This is a genomic window from Nostoc sp. CALU 546 (assembly GCF_048836525.1).
Window position 1 is genome coordinate 41,769 of record NZ_JAWJTF010000045.1, and the last position, 24,645, is coordinate 66,413.

The 24,645-nt window shown below is 43.0% G+C and carries 18 protein-coding genes; 10 read left to right on the forward strand and 8 right to left on the reverse strand.

The window, feature by feature from the left end:
• Positions 1 to 92: 92 nt before the first annotated feature.
• Together RRG12_RS21525 and fusA are read right to left on the reverse strand one after the other, a co-directional pair.
• Positions 93 to 968 (reverse strand): GNAT family N-acetyltransferase, encoded by an 876-nt coding sequence (locus tag RRG12_RS21525; protein ID WP_420758799.1) that lies wholly within the window; start codon positions 966 to 968, stop codon positions 93 to 95.
• A gap of 64 nt (positions 969 to 1,032) precedes the next feature.
• Complete coding sequence (gene fusA, locus RRG12_RS21530) at positions 1,033 to 3,102, reverse strand: elongation factor G (RefSeq protein WP_420758798.1); 2,070 nt, start codon at positions 3,100 to 3,102, stop codon at positions 1,033 to 1,035.
• Positions 3,103 to 3,390: 288 nt separating this feature from the next.
• On the opposite strand from fusA, the gene RRG12_RS21535 reads away from it, so the two are divergent.
• The 8 genes from RRG12_RS21535 to RRG12_RS21570 all read left to right on the forward strand — a co-directional run bounded on the left by RRG12_RS21535 (position 3,391) and on the right by RRG12_RS21570 (position 14,889).
• On the forward strand, positions 3,391 to 4,602 hold the full coding sequence (locus RRG12_RS21535) for an endonuclease (protein ID WP_420758009.1): 1,212 nt from the start codon (positions 3,391 to 3,393) through the stop codon (positions 4,600 to 4,602).
• A gap of 568 nt (positions 4,603 to 5,170) precedes the next feature.
• On the forward strand, positions 5,171 to 7,093 hold the full coding sequence (locus RRG12_RS21540) for a hypothetical protein (protein ID WP_420758797.1): 1,923 nt from the start codon (positions 5,171 to 5,173) through the stop codon (positions 7,091 to 7,093).
• Between the two features lie 180 nt (positions 7,094 to 7,273).
• Positions 7,274 to 8,047: a nucleoside phosphorylase gene (locus tag RRG12_RS21545; protein ID WP_420758796.1), complete on the forward strand. Its 774-nt coding sequence runs from the start codon at positions 7,274 to 7,276 to the stop codon at positions 8,045 to 8,047.
• A 785-nt stretch (positions 8,048 to 8,832) separates the two neighbouring features.
• A complete protein-coding gene (locus RRG12_RS21550; RefSeq protein ID WP_420758795.1) occupies positions 8,833 to 9,402 on the forward strand; it encodes a retropepsin-like aspartic protease family protein in 570 nt (189 codons plus the stop codon).
• Positions 9,403 to 9,527: 125 nt separating this feature from the next.
• Positions 9,528 to 10,892, forward strand: coding sequence for a tRNA (N6-isopentenyl adenosine(37)-C2)-methylthiotransferase MiaB (gene miaB / locus RRG12_RS21555; protein ID WP_420758794.1), 1,365 nt, complete (start codon positions 9,528 to 9,530; stop codon positions 10,890 to 10,892).
• A gap of 27 nt (positions 10,893 to 10,919) precedes the next feature.
• Entirely contained in the window at positions 10,920 to 11,540 is a 621-nt protein-coding gene (locus RRG12_RS21560; protein ID WP_420758793.1) for a hypothetical protein, read from the forward strand.
• Positions 11,541 to 12,113: 573 nt separating this feature from the next.
• Positions 12,114 to 12,878, forward strand: coding sequence for an N-acetylmuramoyl-L-alanine amidase (locus RRG12_RS21565; RefSeq protein ID WP_420758792.1), 765 nt, complete (start codon positions 12,114 to 12,116; stop codon positions 12,876 to 12,878).
• Between the two features lie 442 nt (positions 12,879 to 13,320).
• Positions 13,321 to 14,889 (forward strand): glucosaminidase domain-containing protein, encoded by a 1,569-nt coding sequence (locus tag RRG12_RS21570; protein ID WP_420758791.1) that lies wholly within the window; start codon positions 13,321 to 13,323, stop codon positions 14,887 to 14,889.
• 49 nt (positions 14,890 to 14,938) lie between these two features.
• Here RRG12_RS21570 and RRG12_RS21575 read toward each other — a convergent pair whose 3' ends face one another.
• The 3 genes from RRG12_RS21575 to mnmG are packed head-to-tail and all read right to left on the reverse strand — an operon-like array spanning position 14,939 to position 18,437.
• Positions 14,939 to 16,285 carry a hypothetical protein gene (locus tag RRG12_RS21575; RefSeq protein WP_420758790.1) on the reverse strand — a complete coding sequence of 449 codons (1,347 nt, stop codon included), beginning with the start codon at positions 16,283 to 16,285 and terminating at the stop codon, positions 14,939 to 14,941.
• On the reverse strand, positions 16,279 to 16,467 hold the full coding sequence (locus RRG12_RS21580; protein WP_141699765.1) for a hypothetical protein: 189 nt from the start codon (positions 16,465 to 16,467) through the stop codon (positions 16,279 to 16,281). The genes RRG12_RS21575 and RRG12_RS21580 overlap by 7 nt, the downstream gene beginning before the upstream one ends.
• 47 nt (positions 16,468 to 16,514) lie before the next feature.
• A complete protein-coding gene (gene mnmG / locus RRG12_RS21585) occupies positions 16,515 to 18,437 on the reverse strand; it encodes a tRNA uridine-5-carboxymethylaminomethyl(34) synthesis enzyme MnmG (protein WP_420758830.1) in 1,923 nt (640 codons plus the stop codon).
• A 401-nt stretch (positions 18,438 to 18,838) separates the two neighbouring features.
• Here mnmG and RRG12_RS21590 point away from each other — a divergent pair, with 401 nt between their 5' ends.
• A complete protein-coding gene (locus RRG12_RS21590; protein ID WP_420758789.1) occupies positions 18,839 to 19,711 on the forward strand; it encodes a D-alanyl-D-alanine carboxypeptidase family protein in 873 nt (290 codons plus the stop codon).
• A 126-nt stretch (positions 19,712 to 19,837) separates the two neighbouring features.
• Here RRG12_RS21590 and RRG12_RS21595 read toward each other — a convergent pair whose 3' ends face one another.
• From RRG12_RS21595 to ldpA, 3 genes are all read right to left on the reverse strand, one after another.
• Positions 19,838 to 20,470: a Uma2 family endonuclease gene (locus tag RRG12_RS21595; protein WP_069071613.1), complete on the reverse strand. Its 633-nt coding sequence runs from the start codon at positions 20,468 to 20,470 to the stop codon at positions 19,838 to 19,840.
• Between the two features lie 353 nt (positions 20,471 to 20,823).
• Complete coding sequence (locus RRG12_RS21600) at positions 20,824 to 22,557, reverse strand: R3H domain-containing nucleic acid-binding protein (protein WP_420758788.1); 1,734 nt, start codon at positions 22,555 to 22,557, stop codon at positions 20,824 to 20,826.
• A gap of 73 nt (positions 22,558 to 22,630) precedes the next feature.
• A complete protein-coding gene (gene ldpA / locus RRG12_RS21605; RefSeq protein WP_420758787.1) occupies positions 22,631 to 23,791 on the reverse strand; it encodes a circadian clock protein LdpA in 1,161 nt (386 codons plus the stop codon).
• Between the two features lie 334 nt (positions 23,792 to 24,125).
• Between ldpA and RRG12_RS21610 the strand changes: the two genes are divergently transcribed.
• A partial coding sequence (locus RRG12_RS21610; protein ID WP_420760654.1) for a Crp/Fnr family transcriptional regulator occupies positions 24,126 to 24,645 on the forward strand: 520 nt, incomplete at its 3' end.

The window sequence follows — 24,645 nt, forward strand, 5'->3', positions numbered from 1 at the left end:
GTAGAGACTACAAAATCAATTCCAGCAAATCCAGAAAAAATAAATGAGTCATGAGTAATGAGTCATGAGTAATGAGTAATGAGTAATACCCATTACTTATTGCTTATTACTTTAAATAAGACTAAGCCATACTTCTCGCCAGTAGGCAAAAAGCCAATTCCTCGATAAACTGCTTGGGCTGCTTGGTTATTATCACCTGTAAACAGGATGGCACGTTTTACTCCTTGCGATCGCGCATCTAACAATGAACCTGCTACCACACTTTTGGCGTAGCCTTTACCCCGCAGCCCTGGCGGTGTCCAGACTCCACCAATTTGCACAATATTAGGTAAGCTAGCATTGAAAGCAGAGTAAGCAACTGGGGTATCTCCTGCTACCAAAACCCAATGCATAGCCGTAGCTTGACGTGCCTCAATTATGCGATCGCAATCAGGTCTTAAACTGGGAGTATCGGTTTTTCCTAAAGCTTCCACATTATAAGTAACGCACCACTCGCTAAGTAATTCCAACTCTTCTGGATATGGTAAACGACACTGCACCTTTGCTGATACTAAGGCTTGAGGTATTTGCAAATCTCCCAGTGCTAGAGAAAACAATATCTCAGCCTCATCAAGCTGAGTTGGTCGGTTGCTAAGTCCCAAAATGCTTTTTGTCGCTTCAACTTGTGCTGCTGGGCCACTAATTCCAGAGATGACACGTCCAGATTGTGCCACAACTGCTTGTACCACTTCTGGCAGATGTACAGGGGCTTGGACTACGATCATCCCATTCCAAAAATGGGCTGCAACTGCCACTATAGTTTCATCTATGTAGGCTGCTATATAAGTTCCTTGAAATCTTGCACCTTGGTCAAGCAGTCCCGCAGCTCGCCAATTAGAGCGCAAAAACATAGAAGTATCGGTGTGTTGTAAGAGAAATGCTTCCAGTGATACTTCATCTCCAGGTTGCAAAGTTCTCAAAATAGGCACAAAAACCTCCTAATAATTGAAAGGGACACAGCCTAACTGTGTCCCTAAAAGCTACTTCAAGATGCTAGGACTGGCGATAGCAGGCAAACTCCATTGTAAAAGTAGCCATACCAGAAGTAAGCGATCGCAATTCTGTAGAATACCCAAACATTCGCGCTAGCGGTACTTCTGCCCGAATCACCGTGTATCCCTGCATTGTCTCGGAACCTAACAACAAAGCCCGACGCGAGGATAAGTCCCCCTGAATCCTTCCCATGAACTCGTGGGGTGTTTCCACTTCTACAAGCATGATGGGTTCCAGGATGTAGGGTTTTGCTTTAGCGATCGCACCCTCAATTGCTTGATGAGATGCTGACCGGAAAGCCAACTCTGAAGAGTCAATTGGGTGATATGAACCACCATCCAAAACGACTTTCACCCCAGTTACCGGATAGCCTTGCAGCTTTCCTGATTGCATCGCCTCACGGAAACCCTTCTCGCACGCCGGGATATATTCTTTGGGAATCGCACCCCCAACCACTCGATTCTCAAAGACAAACGGTTCGTCTGTGGGTTCAATCCACCCAGTAATATGGGCGTACTGACCAGGGCCGCCTGACTGTTTCTTGAATCGGTAGTCAAAGGTAGCTTGTTGTCCAATGGTTTCCCGGTACGCCACGGCGGGAGTACCGACGTAGACCTCGGCATTATATTCTCGTTGGATGCGCTCCAGGTAAATTTCCAAGTGGAGTTCGCCCATCCCAGAAATTAGAGTTGCTCCTGATTCGGGATCGATGCTCAACCGGAAGGTAGGGTCTTCCCTTTGAAAGCGATTGAGTGCTTTGGAAAGGCGATCGCTATCTTCCTGTTTTTTGGGCGTAATCACCAGCGTAATCACTGGTTCCGGCACAAACATCTTCTCTAGAGATACCAGTGGTTCCCCAGAACAGAATGTATCACCAGAAGCACAATCCACACCCAACAGAGCCACAATATCCCCAGCAACGGCAACTTTTACCTCTTCTCGCTTATTGGCGTGCATTCTCACCAAGCGACCAATTTGCACCCGCTGTTCAGTCCGCGAGTTGTAGACGGTATCACCGGGTTTGAGCGTCCCAGAGTAAATCCGGGTATAGGTCAACTGCCCAAAGGATTCAACGGTGAGTTTAAATGCCAATGCCACCAAGGAAGCATTGGGGTTAGGGGAAAGAGCGATCAGGGATTGGGTACTGGGTACTGGGGATTGGGAATTGCTTGTCCTAGTTCCCAGTCCCCAATCCCCAGTCCCTAGTCCCTTGACGACTTCCCTATCTACGGGAGATGGTAGATAGAGCGTAACTGCATCCAATAAGTTTTGTACTCCTTTATTTTTGAATGCCGAACCCAGCAGTACAGGCGTGAATTCTAGACTCAAAGTTGCTTGTCGGATGGTTTCCCAAATTAATTCTTTAGGAATCTCCTCACCCGCCAACAACATCTCGGTCATCGATTCTGAGAACAGCGACAAAGTATCTAACAGCTTGTCGCGTGCCTGTTGCGCTTCATCCCTAAGAGGTTCGGGAATTGCCTTTTTCACGAAGTTTTCCCCGTTTTCACCCTCAAAGTAGTCAGCAGTCATTTCCACCAGGTCAATTACTCCCTGGAATTGGTCTTCACTGCCGATAGGATACTGGATCAATACTGCATTTAGTTGCAAGCGATCGCGTATTCCCTGTACTACGCGAAATGGGTCTGCCCCCGTCCGATCCATTTTGTTGATGAACGCCAAACGCGGCACACGGTAGCGCTTCATTTGCCGATCCACCGTAATTGATTGGGACTGCACACCCGCCACAGCACACAGCACCATCACCGCCCCATCCAATACTCTTAGAGCGCGTTCTACTTCAATCGTAAAATCTACGTGTCCAGGTGTATCAATCAGGTTAATTTGAGTATCGTGCCACTGGCAGGTGGTAGCAGCGGAAGTGATGGTTATACCATGCAGCTTTTCTTCTGGCATAAAATCCATCGTTGCACCCTTACCGCCTCCCCGCACTTCCTCAATAGCGTGGATTCTGCCCGTGTAGAAGAGAATTCGCTCTGACAGCGTAGTTTTACCAGAGTCAATGTGGGCAGAAATACCAATATTTCGGATGCGTGTTCGGGGAATCATAAAATTTCCTTTTGTTCAAGCGACAAACAGTCACCACCCAAGTGGTGATATAGTTTGTATTATATTTGTACTACAAAGAAAAGACAAGGCTGATAATACAGAAAAACCGTTCTGGCTTTTCACGCTATCTGGAAAACCTCTCTCCTAAAAGGCTACGGTGTACACACAAATCCATCTCACCCCCTCTAACTCCCCTTTCAAGGGTAGGTATTTAATAAAGGCGTATTTTTGCAGGTAAAATACTATCTAGCTTTTATCAGCAGAATTACTACGGGTGCAGGAGGGTGAATGCAAGTAGGAAAAAGCGAGGAATTAAGAGAATGGACTAGAAAAGTAATTGAAAAAATGCCAAATCTCACAAAACCTCAAGCTGTTGTACTGGCAATGTGGACTTTTGGGATAGTAATGACCCAATCAAGTGGACTGACAACGGTTTCAGTATTTTTAGCAGAACTACTGGGTAAAAAGGAGAATACTATACGTCAGCAACTGCGGGAATGGTATCGAGACGCAGAAGATAAAACAAAAACTGGTCGAACTTCATTGGATGTGACATCTTGTTTTAGTCCACTACTATCTTGGATTCTAAGTCTTTGGCCTAAAGGTGAAAAACGTCTAGCATTGGCAGCAGATGCTTCAACTTTAAGCGATCGCTTTACTGTATTAGCAATTAGCATTGTTTACCGTGGCTGTGGAATTCCAATTGCCTGGAAAATAGTTGAAGCTACCATTCCTGGAAGTTGGAAACCTCACTGGGAAGAATTATTTCGCCATATAGACAAAACTGTACCACCAGATTGGTTTGTAATTGTCACCACAGATAGAGGGCTTTATGCTGAGTGGTTGTATCAACAAATCTTGAACTGTGGTTGGCATCCTTTTATGCGGATTAACCTTCAGGGGCAGTTTCAAATTAAAGGTACTGTTTCTTGGCTACCTCTAAATACTCTTGTTCGAGAAGTTGGTCAGTCATTTGAGTCATTGGTAACTTGTTTCAAAAGTAACCCGATTGAATGTACATTGTTAGCCCGTCATGACGAGGGCTATGCCGAACCTTGGTTAATTCTCACCGATTTACAACCCGAAGTTGCGGATGCTTGTTGGTATTCGATGCGCTCTTGGATTGAATGTCTATTTAAAGACGGTAAAAGAGGTGGTTTTGCTTGGCATCAAACTAAAATGACAGATACCAAACGAGCCGAGAGACATTGGTTAGCGATCGCAATCGCTACTTTATGGCAGGTTAGTGTTGGAGGTGCTATTGATGCCAATTTGCCTATTAGTAGTTTAGACGAATTACCACAAACCCACGTTGCACGACGCAATTTGAAAAATAGTGTCTTCCATCGTTGTCTCTCATGTTTCCGTCGTGGATTTTTAGTGATTAAGGCTGCCGTTCTTAATCGTCTTCCCCTACCTCAAGGTAGCTTTTTCCCTGAACCTTGGCCTTCCTTGACTCCACAACTCCATGTCTCTCAAATCACCCTCTCTACTGCCTGATTTTTAAATACCTACCCTTGAAAGCTCTAACTCCCCCGATGCCTTGGGGGAGAACCGGGTATTTCCCCCCTTTCCAAGGGGGGATTAAGGGGGGTAAATCCAGGGTTTGCGCTTCATTACCAAGATGTGTGTACACCGTAGCCTAAAAGGAGAAATACTTTGAATTTTCCCCCTTCCCGCATCGGGAAGGGGGTTAGGTTTTTCGTGGGCCTGACAAACAGTTGATAACCCTGATTTTACTGTTGATTTATTTTGATATCTGCAAATTTAATTGCGTTGTTTTCGCTAATTAACGTTAAATTAACCTTCTTAACCCGAATTCACGTTAAATTTAGGCGAATAAATCTTAATACTCAGGTGAAAGATAGAATGGTAGGTTTTTTACAGTTTATCTATCCATAGGTACTGGATAAAAATTTCCAATTAGCTTTACTTCCTCCTTCCAAAGACGAGGAAGAATTCCACGCGGCAGTACTTCTTACAGTAGAAATCCTTCTATTCTTTTTCTTGTCATTCTTTCCTCATTTATCTGTTCCCTTGCGTCCATCGTCTTTCCCTCCTTTGAGTAATGATAAAGACTCTACGCTCCCTTCTTTCCTATGCAGCTTTAACTACTATAGTTTTCGTAGCTGTAGTCACAACCCAGTTAGTAACTACGCAAAAAACTCCTGCGATCGATAACATTACACCTACCGTTATTCACTCGTTTAATAGCAGTAATAAGTCCGATGGTTCGACTTCAGAGGCAATATCTGTAGAAAGCAGCGATAGTAACCTTTACGGTACGAGTTACGGGGGAGGCACAAATGATAAAGACCTGATTTTTAAGATTCCTCCTAATAGTAGTAATTTCAACCTTTTCTATTTGTTTAGGGAGAAGGATGGTCAAAGGACTAATCTTAAAGTCGCGGCTACCCAACCTACCACGAGCTTATACGTCTATGTGTCTCCCACGGGAAGCGACACTAAAGGCGATGGATCGCTAGGAAAGCCATTGAGGACGTTGGCATATGCAGCAAAACGAGTTCAACCGAATAAAAACTACACGATTTATTTGAACCCAGGTGTTTATAGGGAGACGGAAGCGATGGTACTTCCGCCGGGAGTGAATATCGAGGGAGCAGGTGAATCAAGGGTGACTATCACTAGCAACGGTGCAATTCCTGCTCCAGGAGTAAACACAGGTAGTAGCAACTGGAGTCTTTTGCATCATGGAAGTATTATTCAGCTTGTCTCGCCTAGCTACTCCGGCTCAAGCCCTCGGTACGGATCTCCTTCGGAGATGATTGGGGCAACAGATGGTAATCAGACGTTAGGCGGCTTCACCATAGACGGGAACGGCAAAACCATTAAAGCCGGCATCTGGGTAGAAAATCGTAACAACGTGACTGTGCATAATGTCACATTCAAAGATTTCCAGCACAGTGGTGCAGTTTTTACTCGTGGCGATATGTGGTGGTTCGTGCCGCTTCCAGAGGGAAAGTGGATGAAAAACACAACGATACATGATTGCACATTTATCAACTCCGCAGCGGATTGGGTATCGGGAGGATCTACCGGGAACCTGAGACTTGGAGGGCTAGATGGTGCCAACATCTACAACATTACTATCCGAGAAAATAAAGGATACGGCATAAAGTTCATGCATGTAGGTCATCTACGTAACGTGAAGATTCACGATTGTGACATCCAGGTTCCAGAAGTTGATTCCCAGTGGAGCGAGGATGCTTCCATTGAACTTTGGAATTTGAGTTATGGAAACGAAATCTACAACATTACCTGTAATACGTGGTTATCGATGGTCAATCATTCAGTAATCAATGAATACCAGCCGACAGCTAAACACCCAAGTAATCTCAAGATGCGAAATGTCCGAATAAAAGATATTGACGGACAGAGTGTTAAGGAGTCAATCGAAGTTGCCTTGAGCGGAGTCGAGATATCCAACTCCTACTTTCAGGATAAGGGCTTCGGTATTGCGATCTGGGGAGGGAAAGCATGGGGCGGAAGTATAGAAAATTACGACATCAACATCCACAATAATATTTTCGCCAATGTTGCTCGTAAAGTTCAATTTAGTTTCGGGAAAAGTGCTGCCATCTTCATTCCCGATTCAGCTTCCAACATCAATATTCACAACAATGTGTTCGATAACTTAGGGAATAGTCTACAACTCGACTCCGCAGACAGGATATCGATCAAAAATAATGTGTTCTTGAACTCTCAAGGAGACGATGTGCAAGGAGGTAAGAACATTGCTTTCACTAATAATCTCCGCAGAAATACGAACTCAGCAAAGCCGAGTTGGCAGATCCAATTCGCGGTTAATGCGACAAACATCCAGGGTGATCCAAGATTTACAAGCACGGGCGACCGTTGGAACTCTTACTACAAGGCGGCTTCGTCACGCAGTCTTGTGGTGGATAGAGGAACTTATGTAGGACTTGCTTACTCCGGTTCGGCACCTGACATCGGTCGATGGGAGTGGTAAGAGACGTTGAAGGAGGCAGGAGGCAGGAGGAGGCAGGAGGCAGGAGGCAGGAGGCAGGAGGTTTGACCTCAGTTGGGAATTGAAACCCCACCTGAATAAGTAGCCCCAAATTTTCAATTTGGTGGGGGTCTTAAACCCAAGTTCGCTTTGGTCACAGTAGGAAACAGATAGCGCAGCGTAATGGCAAATAAACGTTTTTATCACATTGGTTTTGGGCAAGATGATTTAGGTTCATCGCCTCCCAGCATTGCTCTATTATCTGGCGATCCAGAGCGATCGCGTCTAATTACCCAAACTTATTTACAAGATGTACGCGTGTTGTCAGAAAATCGCGGACTCAATAGCTATGTGGGATACTTACCGAATGGTCGCACCATCTTATCAGCTACTAGTGGTATGGGTGCGCCTTCATTAAGTATTGTGGTCAATGAGTTGGTACAAGTGGGAATCCGGCAAATTATTCGCATTGGCACTTGCGGTTCCATTCAAGCTTATATACCAGTTGGTAGCGTTGTTATTAGCAGTGCAGCATTGTGTCGTCAAGGTGCAGCTTATGACATTGCACCTGTGGAGTATCCAGCCGCAGCCGATCCTTTTTTGACAGTCGCTTTAGTTAAAGCCGCACGAGAATTAGAGATTGAACATTACATCGGAATTACGGCATCAGTTGATACTTTTTACGAAGGACAAGAACGCACTGATTCAGCAAATCCATATTTAATGCGATCGCTGCATGGCATCACAGAAGAATATCGGCGCTTGAATATCTTGAATTACGAGATGGAATCCGGCACACTGTTCAAAATGGCAGGAGTGTATAATTTTGCAGCAGCAGCTATTTGCGGTGTAGTTGCTTCGCGTACAGATGGTGAAAATATCATTTTGGAACAAAGAGATATTGCTGTGAAAAATGCGATCGCAACTGCTGTAAATGCAGCAGCAAACCTTGAGTAAGCTAACAAATTGCTCTGATATGACTTTTTATAAGAAGAATTCAGAACTCAGGAGTCAGAATTCAGAATTGAATTGGAGTCCAACTGGGTAATGAATATTGGTTTAAAACCTTGCCCGCAAGTGGCGCGAAAAAATTAAAATATTCTTGCCTTAAAACCTGGAGTTTATGGGTAGAGTATTCTGAATTCTGAATTCTGAATTCTGACTCCTGCTTTATTATGCCAGATTTAATATGCTCTAAGTAGTTTTATCATGTCTTTACCTAATCTTTAATTTATAATCAGTAATTATAGGTAGAATGTATTGAGTAGAGATGCAATTTTATCTGATGAAACACATATATAAAAAGCTGTTTTATGGCAGTTATCGTTTGTATGCAATGCATTTTGACCTCTCTCCAAACCTCTCTCCTAAAAGGAGAGAGGCTTTAAATTGTAGGTTGGGTTAAGCAAAGCGCAAAAGTAGCGTGAATATCATAGAAAATTATAGTAATCAAAAACAATAAAAGTTAAAATTATTGTTTAGTTTCAATTAATAAAAGTTGCTGTTATAGATTAAGTACTTGAGATTTTAATACCATATTTTGCAGCAATTAAGTAAGTGGACAAGAATAAATAAAACTATATTAAGTAATGTAAGATTCAATTTAATTAGCTCGTAGTAAGGGCTTTAGCCCTTAAGAGAGGACTAAAGTACCCACTACAAACCTTTAATTATTTACGCCCACTTACTTACGATGAGTTTAGCTATTAAAAAATATCACAAAAATTGTAGGATAATATAATATGAATAATGCTTGGAAGCGTTGGAATACGACCGTTAACCTGGCTGCGATTGCACTCATGCCGGCGCTGATATTTTTAGCATTCTCTCATCGGGCAACGGCTGACGATCCAGGAGCATGTTACATGATAAACTCCTCTGGCAAAACCGTTGGATTGGGAAGGCTTTGTGGCAATAGTAGTAATATAGCCGCACCTTCAGATAACAAAGTTTTTCGAGTCTCAATCAAACGCCGCTTTGGTGGAACTCCTGTAATTGATGTCACCTTCAACGACAAAAAAACCTTTGAAATGATTGTAGATACAGGTGCTAGTGGAACCATTATCACTCAAGGTATGGCGAATACACTTGAACTACAGGCTACAGGTTCAATGCAAGCCCAAATTGCCGATGGTAGCGAAGTAGAATTTCCAACCAGTAAGGTAAAATCTATAGCAGTCGGTGGAGTGACAGCCAATAATCTTCAGGTTGCGATCGCACCAAAAGGAAGCATCGGCTTACTAGGCCACGATTTCTTTGGGAAATATGATATCAAGATTCTGGAGAAAGAGGTCGAATTTCATTACCGCTAATCCTTGCAGGTAGCAACTTATTGAGGTTTTTATTCAGCAGTCAGCACTCCTGAAGCAGGTTAAGAGCGTTATAGAATAAAAGAAATAAACCTTAAATACATTACGCTGATTCAGCAGAATTGCCCATGACCACTTCTAAACGCCAATACCACATTACTACTTTCGGTTGTCAGATGAATAAAGCTGACTCAGAGCGCATGGCTGGCGTTTTGGAAGACATGGGCTTTGAGTGGTGCCAAGATCCGAATAATGCAGATGTGATTCTCTACAATACCTGTACCATTCGGGATAATGCTGAACAAAAAGTATATTCCTACCTCGGCAGACAAGCGAAGCGCAAACATGAGCAGCCTGATTTAACCCTTATTGTTGCTGGTTGCGTTGCCCAGCAAGAAGGAGAAGCACTGTTACGGCGAGTACCAGAATTAGACTTGGTAATGGGGCCACAACACGCCAACCGTCTGAAAGATTTGTTGGAGTCGGTATTTGAGGGCAACCAAGTTGTCGCAACCGAAGCAGTTCACATTATTGAAGATATCACCCAGCCGCGACGGGATAGTACAGTGACAGCTTGGGTGAATGTGATTTATGGCTGTAACGAACGCTGCACCTATTGCGTAGTTCCCAATGTGCGCGGTGTCGAACAATCTCGCACGCCGTCAGCTATCCGGGCTGAAATGGAAGAATTAGGACGGCAAGGTTACAAAGAAATTACTCTACTCGGTCAAAATATTGATGCTTACGGCAGAGATTTACCTGGAGTCACACCAGAAGGTCGGCATCTGAACAACTTTACAGATTTGCTGTATTACGTCCATGATGTGCCGGGGATCGAAAGGCTAAGATTTGCTACTAGCCACCCCCGTTATTTTACTGAGAGATTAATTCAAGCTTGTGCCGAGTTGCCCAAGGTGTGCGAACACTTCCACATTCCCTTTCAATCTGGGGATAATGAACTGTTAAAGGCAATGTCGCGGGGTTATACTCATGAAAAATATCGTCGGATTATCGATACCATTCGCCGATATATGCCAGATGCCTCCATTAGTGCCGATGTAATTGTTGGTTTTCCTGGGGAAACAGAAGCACAGTTTGAAAATACCCTGAAACTGGTAGAAGATATTGGCTTTGATATGTTGAATACAGCAGCATATTCGCCGCGTCCAGGGACACCAGCCGCGTTGTGGGATAATCAACTGAGTGAAGAAATTAAAAGCGATCGCCTGCAAAGGCTCAATCATCTGGGAAACTTGAAAGTAGCAGAGCGATCGCAACGTTACTTTGGACGCATTGAAGAAGTTTTAGTAGAAGACCAAAATCCTAAAGATCAAACTCAGGTGATGGGACGCACTGGCGGTAATCGTTTGACCTTTTTTAATGGCAATATCCAAGAACTCAAAGGGCAGTTGGTAAAGGTAAAAATTACCGAAGTTCGCCCTTTTAGCTTGACGGGTGAACCGATTGAAGTGAGGCAAACGGTTTTGCAGTAAGAACTAGTTGAGGATTACTCCTGACTTATGATGAAGTTACCGCAAAGGATTTCAGTTCTTCTTTTTGGGGCTAGCTTGGCTGTACTTTCCCCTGAACTTTGTACTGCTTTCACTGTTCAAGAAGTAGCTAACCTTGCCCAAGCATCAAACGATTTGCCAGTAGTCAAATCAGCAGGACTGTCCCCCGATATGAATGTGCCTTGGTCGAAACCCGTGAAAATCGTTGACCCTTTTGAAGGAGAGTTTCTTGGGGTTTTCGACCGAAACTATTTAGGTGGTAATTTATACCGTGGAGGTTCAAAGCAAGTTATTAGTTTGTGGACTCCTTCGAGCATTCGAGTATTGATAACAGTAAATTCTGGTCAAGCCAGTTCTTATTTTTACACCGCAGGTCATGTATATCCCAGAACTGACTTTCTTGGGTTTGCCACTACCAAAAAAGTCGATAAACTTTTGCTCAAGGTCAGGGAAAAAGTTTTTCAATTAGACGGGTCAACCGGCACGTTTGCTGTCAGTCAAGAATTAGCCACTGCTTTAAAAAATGCTCCAGATGAGAACTTAGACATCAGACTAGTCTTGGAAGGAGGTCAAACTGTTGACAGCGAAATTGGCAAAGAAACGGTGAAAGCTTGGCGAAGCATTTATTAAGCGATCGCATTTTTTACCGAAACAGAATTCAGGAGTCAGGAGCCAGAAAACAGACATGAATTTTGTGCGACTAGTGGATAGCGCAGCGTTAGCGAGTATTCGAGCGTCTTCATTCTGACTCCTGTTAGCGGTAGCGGGGCGTTTAGCCCATTCTGACTTCTGAATTCTGACTCCTGAATTCTTCTTCAACCAAATATTATCTTTTATTAATCAAGGAAAGATTTCTCTCCTCTCATCAGGAATCTATCTGGTCAAACTTGTTTATATATTTAGACTTCTTTACAGTCCATACTGTAGGACTTACGCAAAACTATACGCGCTTTGGGGTAATACCCTGCTTTTCGGCTATTGTTTTGCGTAAGTCCTGTACTCACGTGTTATCACTCACAGCCCTGACTGTCTAAGCAGTATATTTGCGTTTATCCCTTAACGATTATGGTAAGTTTCCAGCTTTCAACTTCGTTATTGTATACCAGTAAGATAGGTAGGGGCTGACAGTGCGATCGCATCTGGGTTAATACAGTGTAGTGAAATCATTTATACATCTCAAGCTCAAAAAAGGAAATCAACCAGATGAAATTTGGTATTGACATCGGACATAATTGCCCTCCTCACGATACAGGAGCAACAGGTATCAAACAAGAAGATGCTTTAACTAAAGCAGTTGGGACATTACTGATTCAAAAACTCAAAGCAGCAGGTCATACCGTTGTTGATTGCACTCCTACAAGCGCTAGTAGTGTAAATGATTCTCTTAGAAAGCGAGTCAATAAAGCAAATAATAATAACGTTAACGTCTTTGTATCAATTCACTTTAATAAATTCAACACTAAAGTCAATGGTGCAGAAATTTTCGCCACTAGCAATACATCAAAAGGTATTGCTCAATCAGTTTTAAAAGAGATTCTTAAGCTTGGATTTAATGATAGAAAAGTTAAAAATGCAGGTTTTTTTGTTCTGAAGAATACACAAATGCCAGCTATTTTAATTGAATGTTGCTTTTGTGATGCCAAAGTAGATATGGATCGCTTTGATGCTGAAAAAATGGCAGAGGCAATTAAAGATGGATTAATTGGTGACTCAGATGATGATGAACTCAAATCTGATAAAAAATACGTTTTGGAAATCACAACAAAAACTGTTTTAAAACCTTCTACAGAACAAGCATCAGAACTGCCAAAAGATTCTGTATTTGATATTGAGCCAGGTAGTTACCCAGTTTTAGATGTCCGTTTTGAGGAAAACCATTATTGGGTTAAGTGGCCTGATAAAAGTAAAGGAAACAGAGATGAACATTTTGTTTTTGCCGGATATAGTAAAGTTATAGAAAAAGATTAACTAATTACATCTAAGCTCGACTTTTTCCATTTTTTGACAACGCTCAAGCTGATACTGAAACCTTTGTGGGGCAATAGTTTTACTTTTTATATTTCACCGATAATCTGTGACGTGGAAAAAGTATTTGCCAAAAAAACAGGGTTTTGCCGGATAAAGAAAATTGAGTTCTTAATTTTGGATAAAGTCGAGTTTAGAGGTTGTTTAAAAAGTGTTTCACTGTGAATTTAGGCACTTTTAGATTCCCCATGACCACCCTTAAAAAGTGTGTAGCCGTAATCAAAGTACCCCTTTTTAAGGGGAATTTATGGGGATCTAAAACGTTTTGCTACCGACCAGAGGACTTTTCAAATATCCTCATAAATCATTTATTGACACCTAGAATATATCCCTGACATCTTAGAGAAGTCGGGGATTTACAAATACTTTTTAAGGGAACAAAGCTATGTCATTACTAGATGATTTAATCAAAACCTATTTTATTAAAGATTTAGCAACAGTATTTACACAAGTTGGGATTGAAAGTGCCAAAGTTACCGATATCAATCGGCAAATTCTCAAAGAAGTTACTCTGGCTCAATGGTTACTAGAGTCTTCTAGAGGTCAAAGTGATCTTGCTGTCAACGCTAACAATTTTGCCGGATTAAAATGGCGAGATCCTGACATGAAAGGTTTTGCCGAACCGTTAAAAATCAAAGTTCCTTCTGAGCTAGAAGAAGTGGAATTTTGTAAGTTTCAAGATATTGATGCCTTTATTGTTGGTTATTGGAAGTTTTTAACCCGCACTCCCTATAAAGGTTTAGAAGATTACACCAATACACCAGAAAATTTCCTTGGTTTTCTCAAGGGTAAAGGCTATTCATCTGATCCTAACTATGTTAATAAAGTTGTAAATCTGCTTCCAGAGGCGCAGAATTTATTGGCTAATGCAGGTGTGGTTGTTATTGCCCCGGTAGAAAAACTACAGCTAATTCGTGCCCCTCAAGAAGTGGAAGTAGGACAAAGTTTCCGGGTTGAAGGTATAGCTCGTTTAGCTGACAGGGGCAAAATTTTATCGGTGATGATCGATAACAGATTTCCAGCTCCAAGTGTAGTAATTAGTCAGGATGGCAAATGGCAATTTGATTTAGTCTTTAAACAAGAAGGCGATCGCACCATGATAATTGCTGTTGAGGATCAAACTCTAGAGATTAAAATTAAAGCTATCGTTCCTTTCGATCACAAGGACGATGAGAACACTCAACAACCTACAGCATCCAGTTTACCAGGAGCGAAGGTAATTAAACTCGGTGGTAGTGTAGGAATTGGCGGAGTCAATAAAGATGATGATGTTAAGGCTATTAAAGCGCGATTGTATGAGCTAGGCTATAAATGGGTAGGTGATCCTAACAGTGCAGACAGAGACAGAGGACTATTTGACGCGATCAAATTATTTCAATCAATTATTGCTGGTCGCAGTACTCTTAAAGGTGATGGCCGAGTTGATGTTGGTGGCATAACTCATCGATGGTTGCAAGCAGCTAACGCACCACGGTGGGAGTTGATGCCAAAAAGCGACCCTAGTAATGGTTTCGTAAACGGTGAACTGGAAGACACCCAAGATAACCACGATTTTGGAACACACTGGTTAGCTGATGTGGTCAAAGAAATTGCCCAAGACTATCAAAATAGTTATCGCAATACTCATCCCAAAGCTGCTTTCTTTGCAATTAACGATGTTAGTCTGCCTCATGGAGGCGATACTCCCGACCATCAAGGGCATGAAACTGGCATGATGTGCGATGTTTACTTACCCAAAAATAATGGGGCTTTTGGTGGCATTTTTTGGTCGAGTTCTGAATATGATCAAGATGCTACGCGAGCTATTCTCAAGTCTATTCGTAAGCAAAAGTTGGTAAAGGCGGGGGCAGTTTTCTTCAACGATAAAAAGCTAATTCAAGAGGGGCTTTGTACCCAGATGATTGGTCACGATCATCATATTCACTTTGAAATTAACCCACCAGTCAGAAGCTAATAGAGAGTCCGGTGTTTGGTGCGTGGAAGAGTTGCTGACAGAAGAACTTTTACAATTTCTGCCCTGCATAAATTGATCGCACTTCTCCATTACGCCGGATGACAGCTTCGCCATTACTAACATCTACTAATGTCCAACCACTTGAGCCGATACTTTCACCCATATTGATGCGGCGAGTCACGCCATCGATTTTAAACAAAGCGGCGGATTTATTGCCCAACTCTAGCAATCCTTCTAAGGTATTAGTGGGAGCCTGTGCGATCGCAGTTGGCGGATATACTTGTTCCTGGGTAATAGTTGGTTCTGACTCTGGGGCGAGGGCTGCACGCAATGGAACTACTGGTAATGCAGGCAAAGGCTTGGGTGTTTGCCGCACAGTAATGGGTGCAGTTTTCCCAGCCACAGGTTTAAGTTCGGCTCGTACAGCAGCAGCTAACATATTAACGCTTACAGGCTTGCTAGCTTGTCGCACTGTATTCAGGGCATTTTTCACCACATTAGGCTGAGAAGCCTGTAACGCACTGGCAACTTGTGGTAAAAGTTTAGGAGTCCCAGGAATCGCTGGTAGGGCGTAGCGCATTGGCGACGGCGCTTGATAAACGGGAACGTAGATGCGCTCAACAACGTTTCCAGAACGGTTAGGGGCTGGTGGTGTATTGTTAGCTAGAAGTGGAATTGCTGGTAGATTACCAGATGCTTGCCCGTTACCAAGGGCTATTTGGTTAGTATTTGCCTGAGTGGAGAATCCCGGACTGACAGATTTTTGATTGCTTTTGGCTTCTTGCTTATCTATAACTGCCAGCGCTCCCAGCATGTAGTCAACTAACTCTGCCTCAATTTCTGTTTTGACGGGCAACTGCGATTGCGGTTGCTGCACTAAAAGCGCGGACTCAGGCAATTTGCTGTTTAAAAGATATACGACTCCAGACTGTACCAGGTAGATCATACTAGCGATCGCCACGCCTAAAGTTGTTCCGACAATCAGCAGTTTGCCCAAAGCAGGACTAGTTTTCTGACGCTTTCTACTAACTGATTTAATAGTGCCGCTGTCAAACACAACAGTACTCAAGTGCTTATGATTATCTTGAGCAACTGACTGTGTTGGCTGGTTCAGTGTGTTGGCTATAATCTGCGGTATCGTAACTGTTTGCTGAGGCACGTATTCTGTAGACGATTGGGAAGAAACCCTAGCAAAAGACTGGCTCGATTTATTCTGCTTAGTGTGCCTAACAGTTTGAGAGGGCAGATTATCACTAACATCCAGAATGTAGTCGATATCGGCAAAGAGTTCATCCATTAAGCCATCAGCATAGTTTTCTATCGACCAAGGCTCGTTGGCGATTAAGTCTTCTGATGGTTCCGGTACTATGAGACGGGTGCTGGCTTCTTTTAACATAGACGTTCTGGGTTGTTGCTAGGACGGGGAAACGCCGCCCCTACTGCCTGGAAATTATGATTATTAATGAAACATCCAATTCTCGTCCTATTGAGACGAGTTGATCGAGTGTTGGTATTAAAGTCAACTTTCATCTGGGGATTCTTGATGATGGCAGTACTAATGTTTATGTCATCTATCATACCAATCCCCCCGCTTACTACTATACTCAGTCTTTATGAGCTTGGTGTTAGGCTAAAGCTGGAAACTCTGACTGGCTCTTGCTTCTACGCAATTCTAGATATAATAATAAGGCATTAATATCCGCTGGGTTTACACCACCTATACGTGCAGCTTGACCAAGAGTGAGTGGTTTTACGTGAGTCAGTTTTTCCCGTGCCTCTTTAGAAAGAGTATCAATTGTTGTGTAATCCAAATCCGCAGGTAACTGGCGGTGCGCTTGGCGGGCAATTTGGTCAATTTGATTTTGTTGCCTAGCGAGATAACCAGAATACTTGATGTCAATTTCTGCACCTTCTTTCTCGGCGCGGTTGAGGTTGGGGTTTCCCAATCCGAACCTGTCGAGGTCAACGTAATGGAATCCCGGACGGCGCAGCAAGTCATTGAGGGTAATGGAACCTTTAATTAATTGTTGGGTATTAGATGCGATCGCTATTCCAATTTCATCATGTTCTTTAACTCGTATAGTTTGCAATCTTTGTTTTTCTGTGGTGATATTACCCTGTTTTTGAGTAAATATATCCCAACGGCGATCGTCAATTAAACCAATTTCCCTTCCCAAGGGTGTCAAACGTTGGTCGGCATTGTCAGAACGCAATATTAAGCGATACTCAGACCTACTGGTAAGCATCCGGTAAGGTTCCCGTAGGTCTTTGGTACACAGGTCATCAAGTAGCGTCCCAATGTAACTTTGCTCGCGGGCAAAGACAATCATCTCTTGAGAGCGAACAAACCGAGCTGCGTTAATTCCTGCTACCAGCCCTTGGGCTGCGGCTTCTTCGTAACCTGTGGTGCCGTTAATCTGCCCAGCACAAAACAGTCCAGCAATCTTCTTAGTCATCAGTGTGGGGTAACACTGAGTTGCTGGTAAATAGTCATATTCCACAGCATACGCCGGACGCAGCATCACACATTTTTCCAAACCGGGGAGAGTCCGCAACATTTGTAGTTGCAAATTTTCTGGTAATCCTGTGGAAAACCCTTGGATATAAAGTTCGGGTATATCCCGTCCTTCTGGTTCAATAAAGATTTGATGGCTTTCCTTATCAGCAAAGCGGACAATTTTATCTTCAATACTGGGACAATAGCGCGGCCCTTTAGCTTCCACCCAACCGCCATAAACTGGCGACAGGTGTAAATTATCCTGAATTAGGCGATGGGTTTCGGCGGTTGTGCGGGTGATGTAGCAAGGCATTTGTTCCCGTTCTACCCACGCCTCTGGGTCAAAACTGAACCAGCGCACATCTTCATCCCCTGGCTGGATGAGCATTTTACTATAATCCACCGATCGCTTGTCTACCCGTGCTGGGGTTCCAGTTTTGAGTCTTCCGGTTTCAAATCCGAGGCGATTTAGGGTTTGTGTCAATCCTTCAGCCGCAAATTCTCCAGCCCGTCCGGCTGGCATTGATTTGTTCCCAACCCAAATTTTGCCTCCTAGGAAGGTGCCAGTTGTCAAGATAACTGCTTTACATTGGAACCCTACACCAAAATAAGTTTCAACGCCGATGACTTCACCATTAGCGCCCAGCACCAAGTCTGTTGCCATACTTTCGCGGATTGTCAAGTTTTCTTGGTTCTCAACAATATTTTTCATCACCGCTGCATATTCGCGCTTGTCCGTCTGGGCGCGTAATGCCCAAACAGCAGGCCCTCGTGAAGAGTTGAGGATACGTTTTTGCAGGTAGGTGCGGTCTGCTACTTTACCAATTTCTCCGCCAAGTGCATCTACCTCATGAGTCAACTGAGATTTGGCCGGGCCACCCACTGCTGGATTACAAGGTTGCCAAGCAATTTTATCCAAGTTGAGCGTCAATAGCAGGGTACGACAACCGAGGCGTGCAGAGGCGAGAGCCGCTTCGCAACCGGAGTGACCTGCACCGACGACTATGACATCAAAAGCGTCTTGAAATTCAACGGAATTGTGCATGGTCATACTTACAGGATCGGCAAGCTTAGAGTTCTTTTCAATTTTAACTGTTCCAGTGATTTCATGGATGTATCTTTCTAATAAAAAAGTTATCAAATTTACTAGTACTCACTCAAAGACAAGTTTCTATTTTTAAACTTGAGTATTAAGTAAAAAAGATTATATTTTTTAAATTTTATGGCAATTTTCCGGGTTGCTGCTTAAAGCTATTGTTCACATGGTTAGCAATCAAAAGAAAATAATTGATTATTAGTATGCATGAAATATTTTGTATAAGTTGTACATAATTTTAAGCAAGTATTAGTGATTTATTTATATTTCTATTCTTTATTATCTAACTCAGTAATAGTAAATATTTTCAACAAATTAATTAATTTTACTTAAATCAACTAAGCAATTATTTAAAAATGAAACTCACCTTCAAAAAGAAAAAATCACTTAATAGAATTGTTAGAAAGATAAGTTTCATTAGTATAGTTATCTTGATAATTTTTATATTAGTAGCTAGCAATGAGATTACCCATCACAAAGTTGCTATAACTGCCCAACCATTAAACGGATGCTTGAGCAATGATTCATTAACTTGTACAGATACCTCTAAAGAGACAATATCAGAACCATTTATTCCCAACCCAAAATTAAATCATCAACAGCGTTTTTTATCTGCGATCGCTAGAAATTTAACCACAATTCCCCAGCCTGGTACTTATGAATATATTTTGTTACGAGCTTATGGTGCAGTCTTTGTAAATCAAGATATCGGGATGAAACTGCCACCAAAACATATCTTTGCCAATGAACAAGAAACCCAAGATTTTCAAGCTACTTTAACAATGGGTCATGTCGATGGCACTAGAGACTGTTACTTACAAAAGTCGGCGGCTGAGGCTTTAAATAAAGCGCGATCGCTACAAAGAATTCCGCTAAAATCTGGTTATGGTTCTGGTGATTGTACTCGCACTTTCAACACGAACTTAAGATTTTGGTATAAATATGCCAACAATCAAGTTTTGGCAAAAGTGAAAGCGGGAAAAGAAACAAAAATTCTCGGTTTAGTTGCACCTCCTGGAACTTCACAACATCTCTGGGGATTAGCAATTGATTTACGCGTAGGTAGTAAAGAACAAAGAAAAGCTCTTAATCAAAATGGTTGGTTTCAAACTGTAGAAAATGATATTCCACATTGGACTTATGTAGGTTTATCTGAAGAGAATTTACCTATGTTTGGTTTTAACAAACAAGTTGTCCGTGGGATTACTTATTGGATTACGCCATTATAATTTTTAGATAACATGAAAAATTGAGAATACTAACCTAGAATATATATTTTCAGAGATTTAGCTATGCAAAATAAAGCTGCTAACTAGGAGCAAAACTTCCTGATTAATTTACATCTTGAAAGTATCCTATTTAACAACCTGTCCCCTTACCCATTCCCTAATTGCTTCTCGGAAAACTCGTCTTCCTGCCATGCGATATCTTTCAATTAGTAAAGGAATCTCGTGGATGTTCAGGTTAGGAAACACTAGACTTATCTCTCTTTGAAGATATTCTTCACCTTGTAACTGATAAATTTTGATTTCCCCAGAATCATAACACCAGATTTCAGGCACACCTAACCGTGCATAAATAGGAAAGCGATCTAAAGATTTACTAGTAATATCAATCTCTAAAGCCAAATCGGGAGGAGGATCTTGATTTAAATTAAACTTGAGCTTACCTCGAATTAGTGCTTCATTTTGGAAATAAAAACAATTATCGGCTTCTATTCCTGCCTTTTTTAGCTCTCGTTTCCAGGTACTAGAGCCATAACACTCATAATCTAGTTCTAAAACTTCAGCCGTATCTTTGATGATGTCACCAATTATTTCTTTGTAATATTCATGTTCTGGTAATGGTGTCATAATCTCTAATGTGCCATCATCATAAGCTACCTTAGCTGCACGGGTTTCACCTAAATCGAGTAATAAATTTTCAAATTGTTGCCAACTGATATTGTAGAGAACTACTCGATCAGCGCGATTTTCAGTTAGCAGCATAACTCCTCGCAGAATCAGTAAGTAATAAACAGTATTCAGTAACCAGTAAAAATCGGATATCAAGCCTCAAACTTACAACTGACAGCTAAACAAAATAGACATTTATCCTAATCTATTTTATCAATAATGATTGATGAATATTTTTAAACTCTCACCACCTTTCCACATGTTCTTCCATGAGGATATTGAGGTAAAATTTGGTGAAAAAGAGTGTAAAGACGTAGTATTGCTAATACTTCTTTACAAGGCTTCTGGATAATGCATATTTAATTTCTGGAGATGTCTACATTCAAAACCACACCCTTGATTTTCTATACTCCCCTCTCCATTTTGGAGAGGGGCTGGGGGTGAGATTACGCCGGATAAATCCGCAATCTTCTATTTGGTTCTTCGCCAAAACTATGCGACTTGAGGCGATAATGTTCTACCAACTCATGTTGCATTTTGCGGACTTGGGGAGAACGCGGTAATAACTCGACTGGCTGTCCTTTCGGAATCACAATTTGCTCAACAGCAAGTCTAGCTTCTTCTAAAGCATCCATCTCATCATCGCTACCGTTATGCAAAAATAGTTGCAGTTCTCGGTCATCGGCCATTTCTGGGTCATCGATGTTCAATAAGCGCCGCAAACCACGGGTGATTTGGGGAATGGTGCTGGACTTAATCATGTGGATGGGTACATGACGCGCTTTAGCCATTTGGCGTAATTTGGCGTGGTTTTTGACGTGCGATCGCAGTGCTAAAATTGCATCAGCACTATCTATATCTTTTGTCAATACCACGGGCAAAGTTAGCACACTAATTACCTGTTCCAGTTGGTGGCGGCTAACGCCATAAGGGTAAACGTGCAATGGCAAATCTTCACCATTGGGCCCTGGCACTCTTGTAGCAGCATCCAAATCAATGCTTTCAGAATAATTGAAGGATTCATCCAGCAAACGGTCAAACTCACTGCGTCCAGTTACCCGCTCTACAGGCAATTGCGGCAGTGCTACCATTTGTCCAGATGAACGCCAGCCATTAGACGCCCGCGCCGGTGGGAAAGAATCCTCCACTGTCCCTAGCTGTCCACCGCGACCGTTAACAACAGCTAACTGCCTTGTGACCGCGACTTTGCCGTGGTCATCAACGGTTCTCGTTTGTGGGCTAGGCTGACGCCCCCGCAATAGATTATCTACGGTGTCAGCAACACTTTCGTGTACTGTCCAGCGTTGGCGTTCCAACATTTCCACAGCAATTTCAAAGGTAGGAGGGGCTTTCCGCTCCAAAACAGTCTTTTGACTGCCCCGGCGTCTGGCTTCGTCGTCTCCCAGTGTCACAGCTTGGATACCCCCAACTAAATCAGCCAAGGTGGGGTTTTTAATCAGATTTTCGATCTGATTCCCGTGGGCAGTACCTACCAACTGTACACCCCGTTCCGCAATGGTACGAGCCGCTAAAGCTTCCAGTTCTGTGCCAATTTCATCAATGACGATAACTTCTGGCATGTGGTTCTCCACTGCCTCAATCATCACCTGATGCTGTTGATCTGGATGAGCCACTTGCATCCGCCGAGCGCGACCAATAGCGGGGTGAGCAACATCACCATCCCCAGCAATTTCGTTGGAGGTGTCAATAATTACCACTCGCTTATGCAGATCATCTGCTAAAACACGGGCAATTTCCCGTAAGGCGGTAGTTTTGCCTACGCCTGGACGCCCCAGCATGAGAATCGATTTACCTGTTTCTACCAAATCGCGGATCATGCCAATGGTTCCGAATACCGCCCGACCAACGCGACAGGTCAAGCCAATAATCTTACCCGTGCGATTGCGGATGGCACTGATCCGATGCAAAGTTTGCTCAATTCCTGCCCGATTATCTCCGCCAAAGATTCCGACTCGTTGAATGCAATCATCTATCTGTTCTTGAGTAACAGGTACTTCGCTCAGATACTCAGCTTGATTGGGAAAGCGAGCCTCTGGGCGACGACCCAAATCCAAGACCACTTCTACTAAAATATCTCGTTTGGGATGACTCTCTAGTACTTGTCGCAGGTCTTGGGGCAAAATGTCTAATAACTTTTGGAGATCGTCTGTAATCGTCATGCTTTCTATGCGAGAGATAGCGAGGACATTTGCGTGCAGGAGAACCCGCCCTGGGCATTTTCCGAACGAGCGATTAAAGCTCCTGCTGTGACTTGATCTGGGAAACGAGAGAATGGGCAAGTTCTACAGCTTGCCAAAGTAATATGTCATCTTCTTCTAGGCGAACAGTCGCCTTCACATTAGTGTTACTTACCTCCTTATTCTCTAACTGTTCGAGAATTGGTGACAGCAGTACGCGGGCGTAGCTACCGTAGGCGACCCCAGAAATTTTGGATTTTGGATTTTGGATTTTAGATTGGGGATTGGTGTCTTCTAATCCAAAATCTAAAATCGGCAATCTCAAATCGCTGAGTAGTCCCATTGCCTTTAACTTAGCAACGGTATAGCTATTTGTGCCGCCTGCTAACTGCACATATCCCGGTAACTTTGCTGCCAAAACTTTTTGCCCTAATTTCACCGCGGCTATTGTAGTGCCATCGCCAATATCACCACTCATAGGACGACCGTCGGTCTGCCAAATTAAAGCACCCTTTAGTGGGGCAATCAGGTCATACAGCGCTCTCAGGTAGTCAGTCATCCCCTCGCCATCGGGACAGCTGATGGCTAGTAACTTTAGTTGATCGGCCCACGGTGAAATTGCTTGCCATAATTGCTCAAATTCTGCCAACCGCCCAACTTTTGTATGGATTTCTACGGCATCTACTCCCGTTGACATTACCAACGGCGCGATCGCTGCCGGCGTTGACACATACAATGATGTATAGATCATATCGTATGGACAAATTGGTATGCAACGACCGCAGCCATAGCACTTTTCGGATACTACTCCCGAAAAGTCTTCTTTTCTACTGTTAAACACAATTGCTTGTGCAGGGCAAATCCGTTCACAGGGTCTAGGGCAGTCTGTAGGACATTCACTAGGATTAAATTCTGCTTTCCGAAAATGGGGGTCTTCTCCATCGTTCAGGCTAACCATCAAAAAGGGTGAGTTGCCTCTTTTGCCAAAGCCTCGCTTTTGGGCATCCATAGCCAGAGATTTGGCTACTTGTAGCCCTGCTTGCGCTGCTGCAATCACCGCTGGATCAGCTGCAACATCTATGCAGTCAGCGCCCGCCAAAGTATAGGCTAACGTTAAATTTCTGACTGCCGGCAAATGCTGGAAGCTGGCTCCGCAGATCAGCTTGAACCAGTCACCTTGTTTGAGAGATTGTAAAGGGGCGAACAGATCAGTCACACTTCTATTATGCGTTTATGCGACTAAAAATAGTAGTCTGTGATCAAGAAAAAGTCCGGATTTCCTGATTCAGGGATTGGGGAAATCGGAACCCCCTTTGGGGCATTGGGAATTGGGCGAATGACACTCAGTTAAGATATAGCCCATGTCCTAGCTGGTTCCCAGCCTGGAGGCAATACAAAACTTTGGGCTTATCTTAGTGCCATTCGGGCATGGGGCATTTGGAATTAGTTATTTCTCCCTCACTCCCCTCTTTAAAATATCCATAGGTTCTTAAAACCTGATATAAATATAATACTACGGTTAGTTTATCGGAGAATAGCTCTTAAATAACATGGTGTCTTTGTACACAAGCTTATCTAGCTCCACCAGTAATAATACTAAGCATTTTTTTGCCCGTAGGTCATTTTTACCAGAGCATCAAAACGGACTTTGGAAGATTGAAACGGGTTTTGTCCGAACTTTTACCTATCTGGAAGATGGTACGACTGTCGCTCTGGGCTTGTGGGGTCCTGGAGATGTCGTTGGCAGAACTTTGTCAAAAATAGAACCTTATCAGATGGAATGCCTAACTAAAGTGGAGGCAACAGTCTTACCTTTAGAAGAGTGGACTGAACTAACAGAAACTCTACTTGCCCATATTCAACAGGCTCAAGAATTGATGATCATTCGTAGCCATAAAAAAGTGGATACTATGCTCATCAAATTGTTGACATGGTTATCCAAAAAGTTTGGTTCGGAAGTTGAGAAGGGACGTTTAATAGATATGCGTCTGACTCATGAAGACTTGGCAGAAATGCTCGGTTCAACTCGTGTTACCATCACTCGTGTTCTTGGTCAGTTTGAGCAAGAGG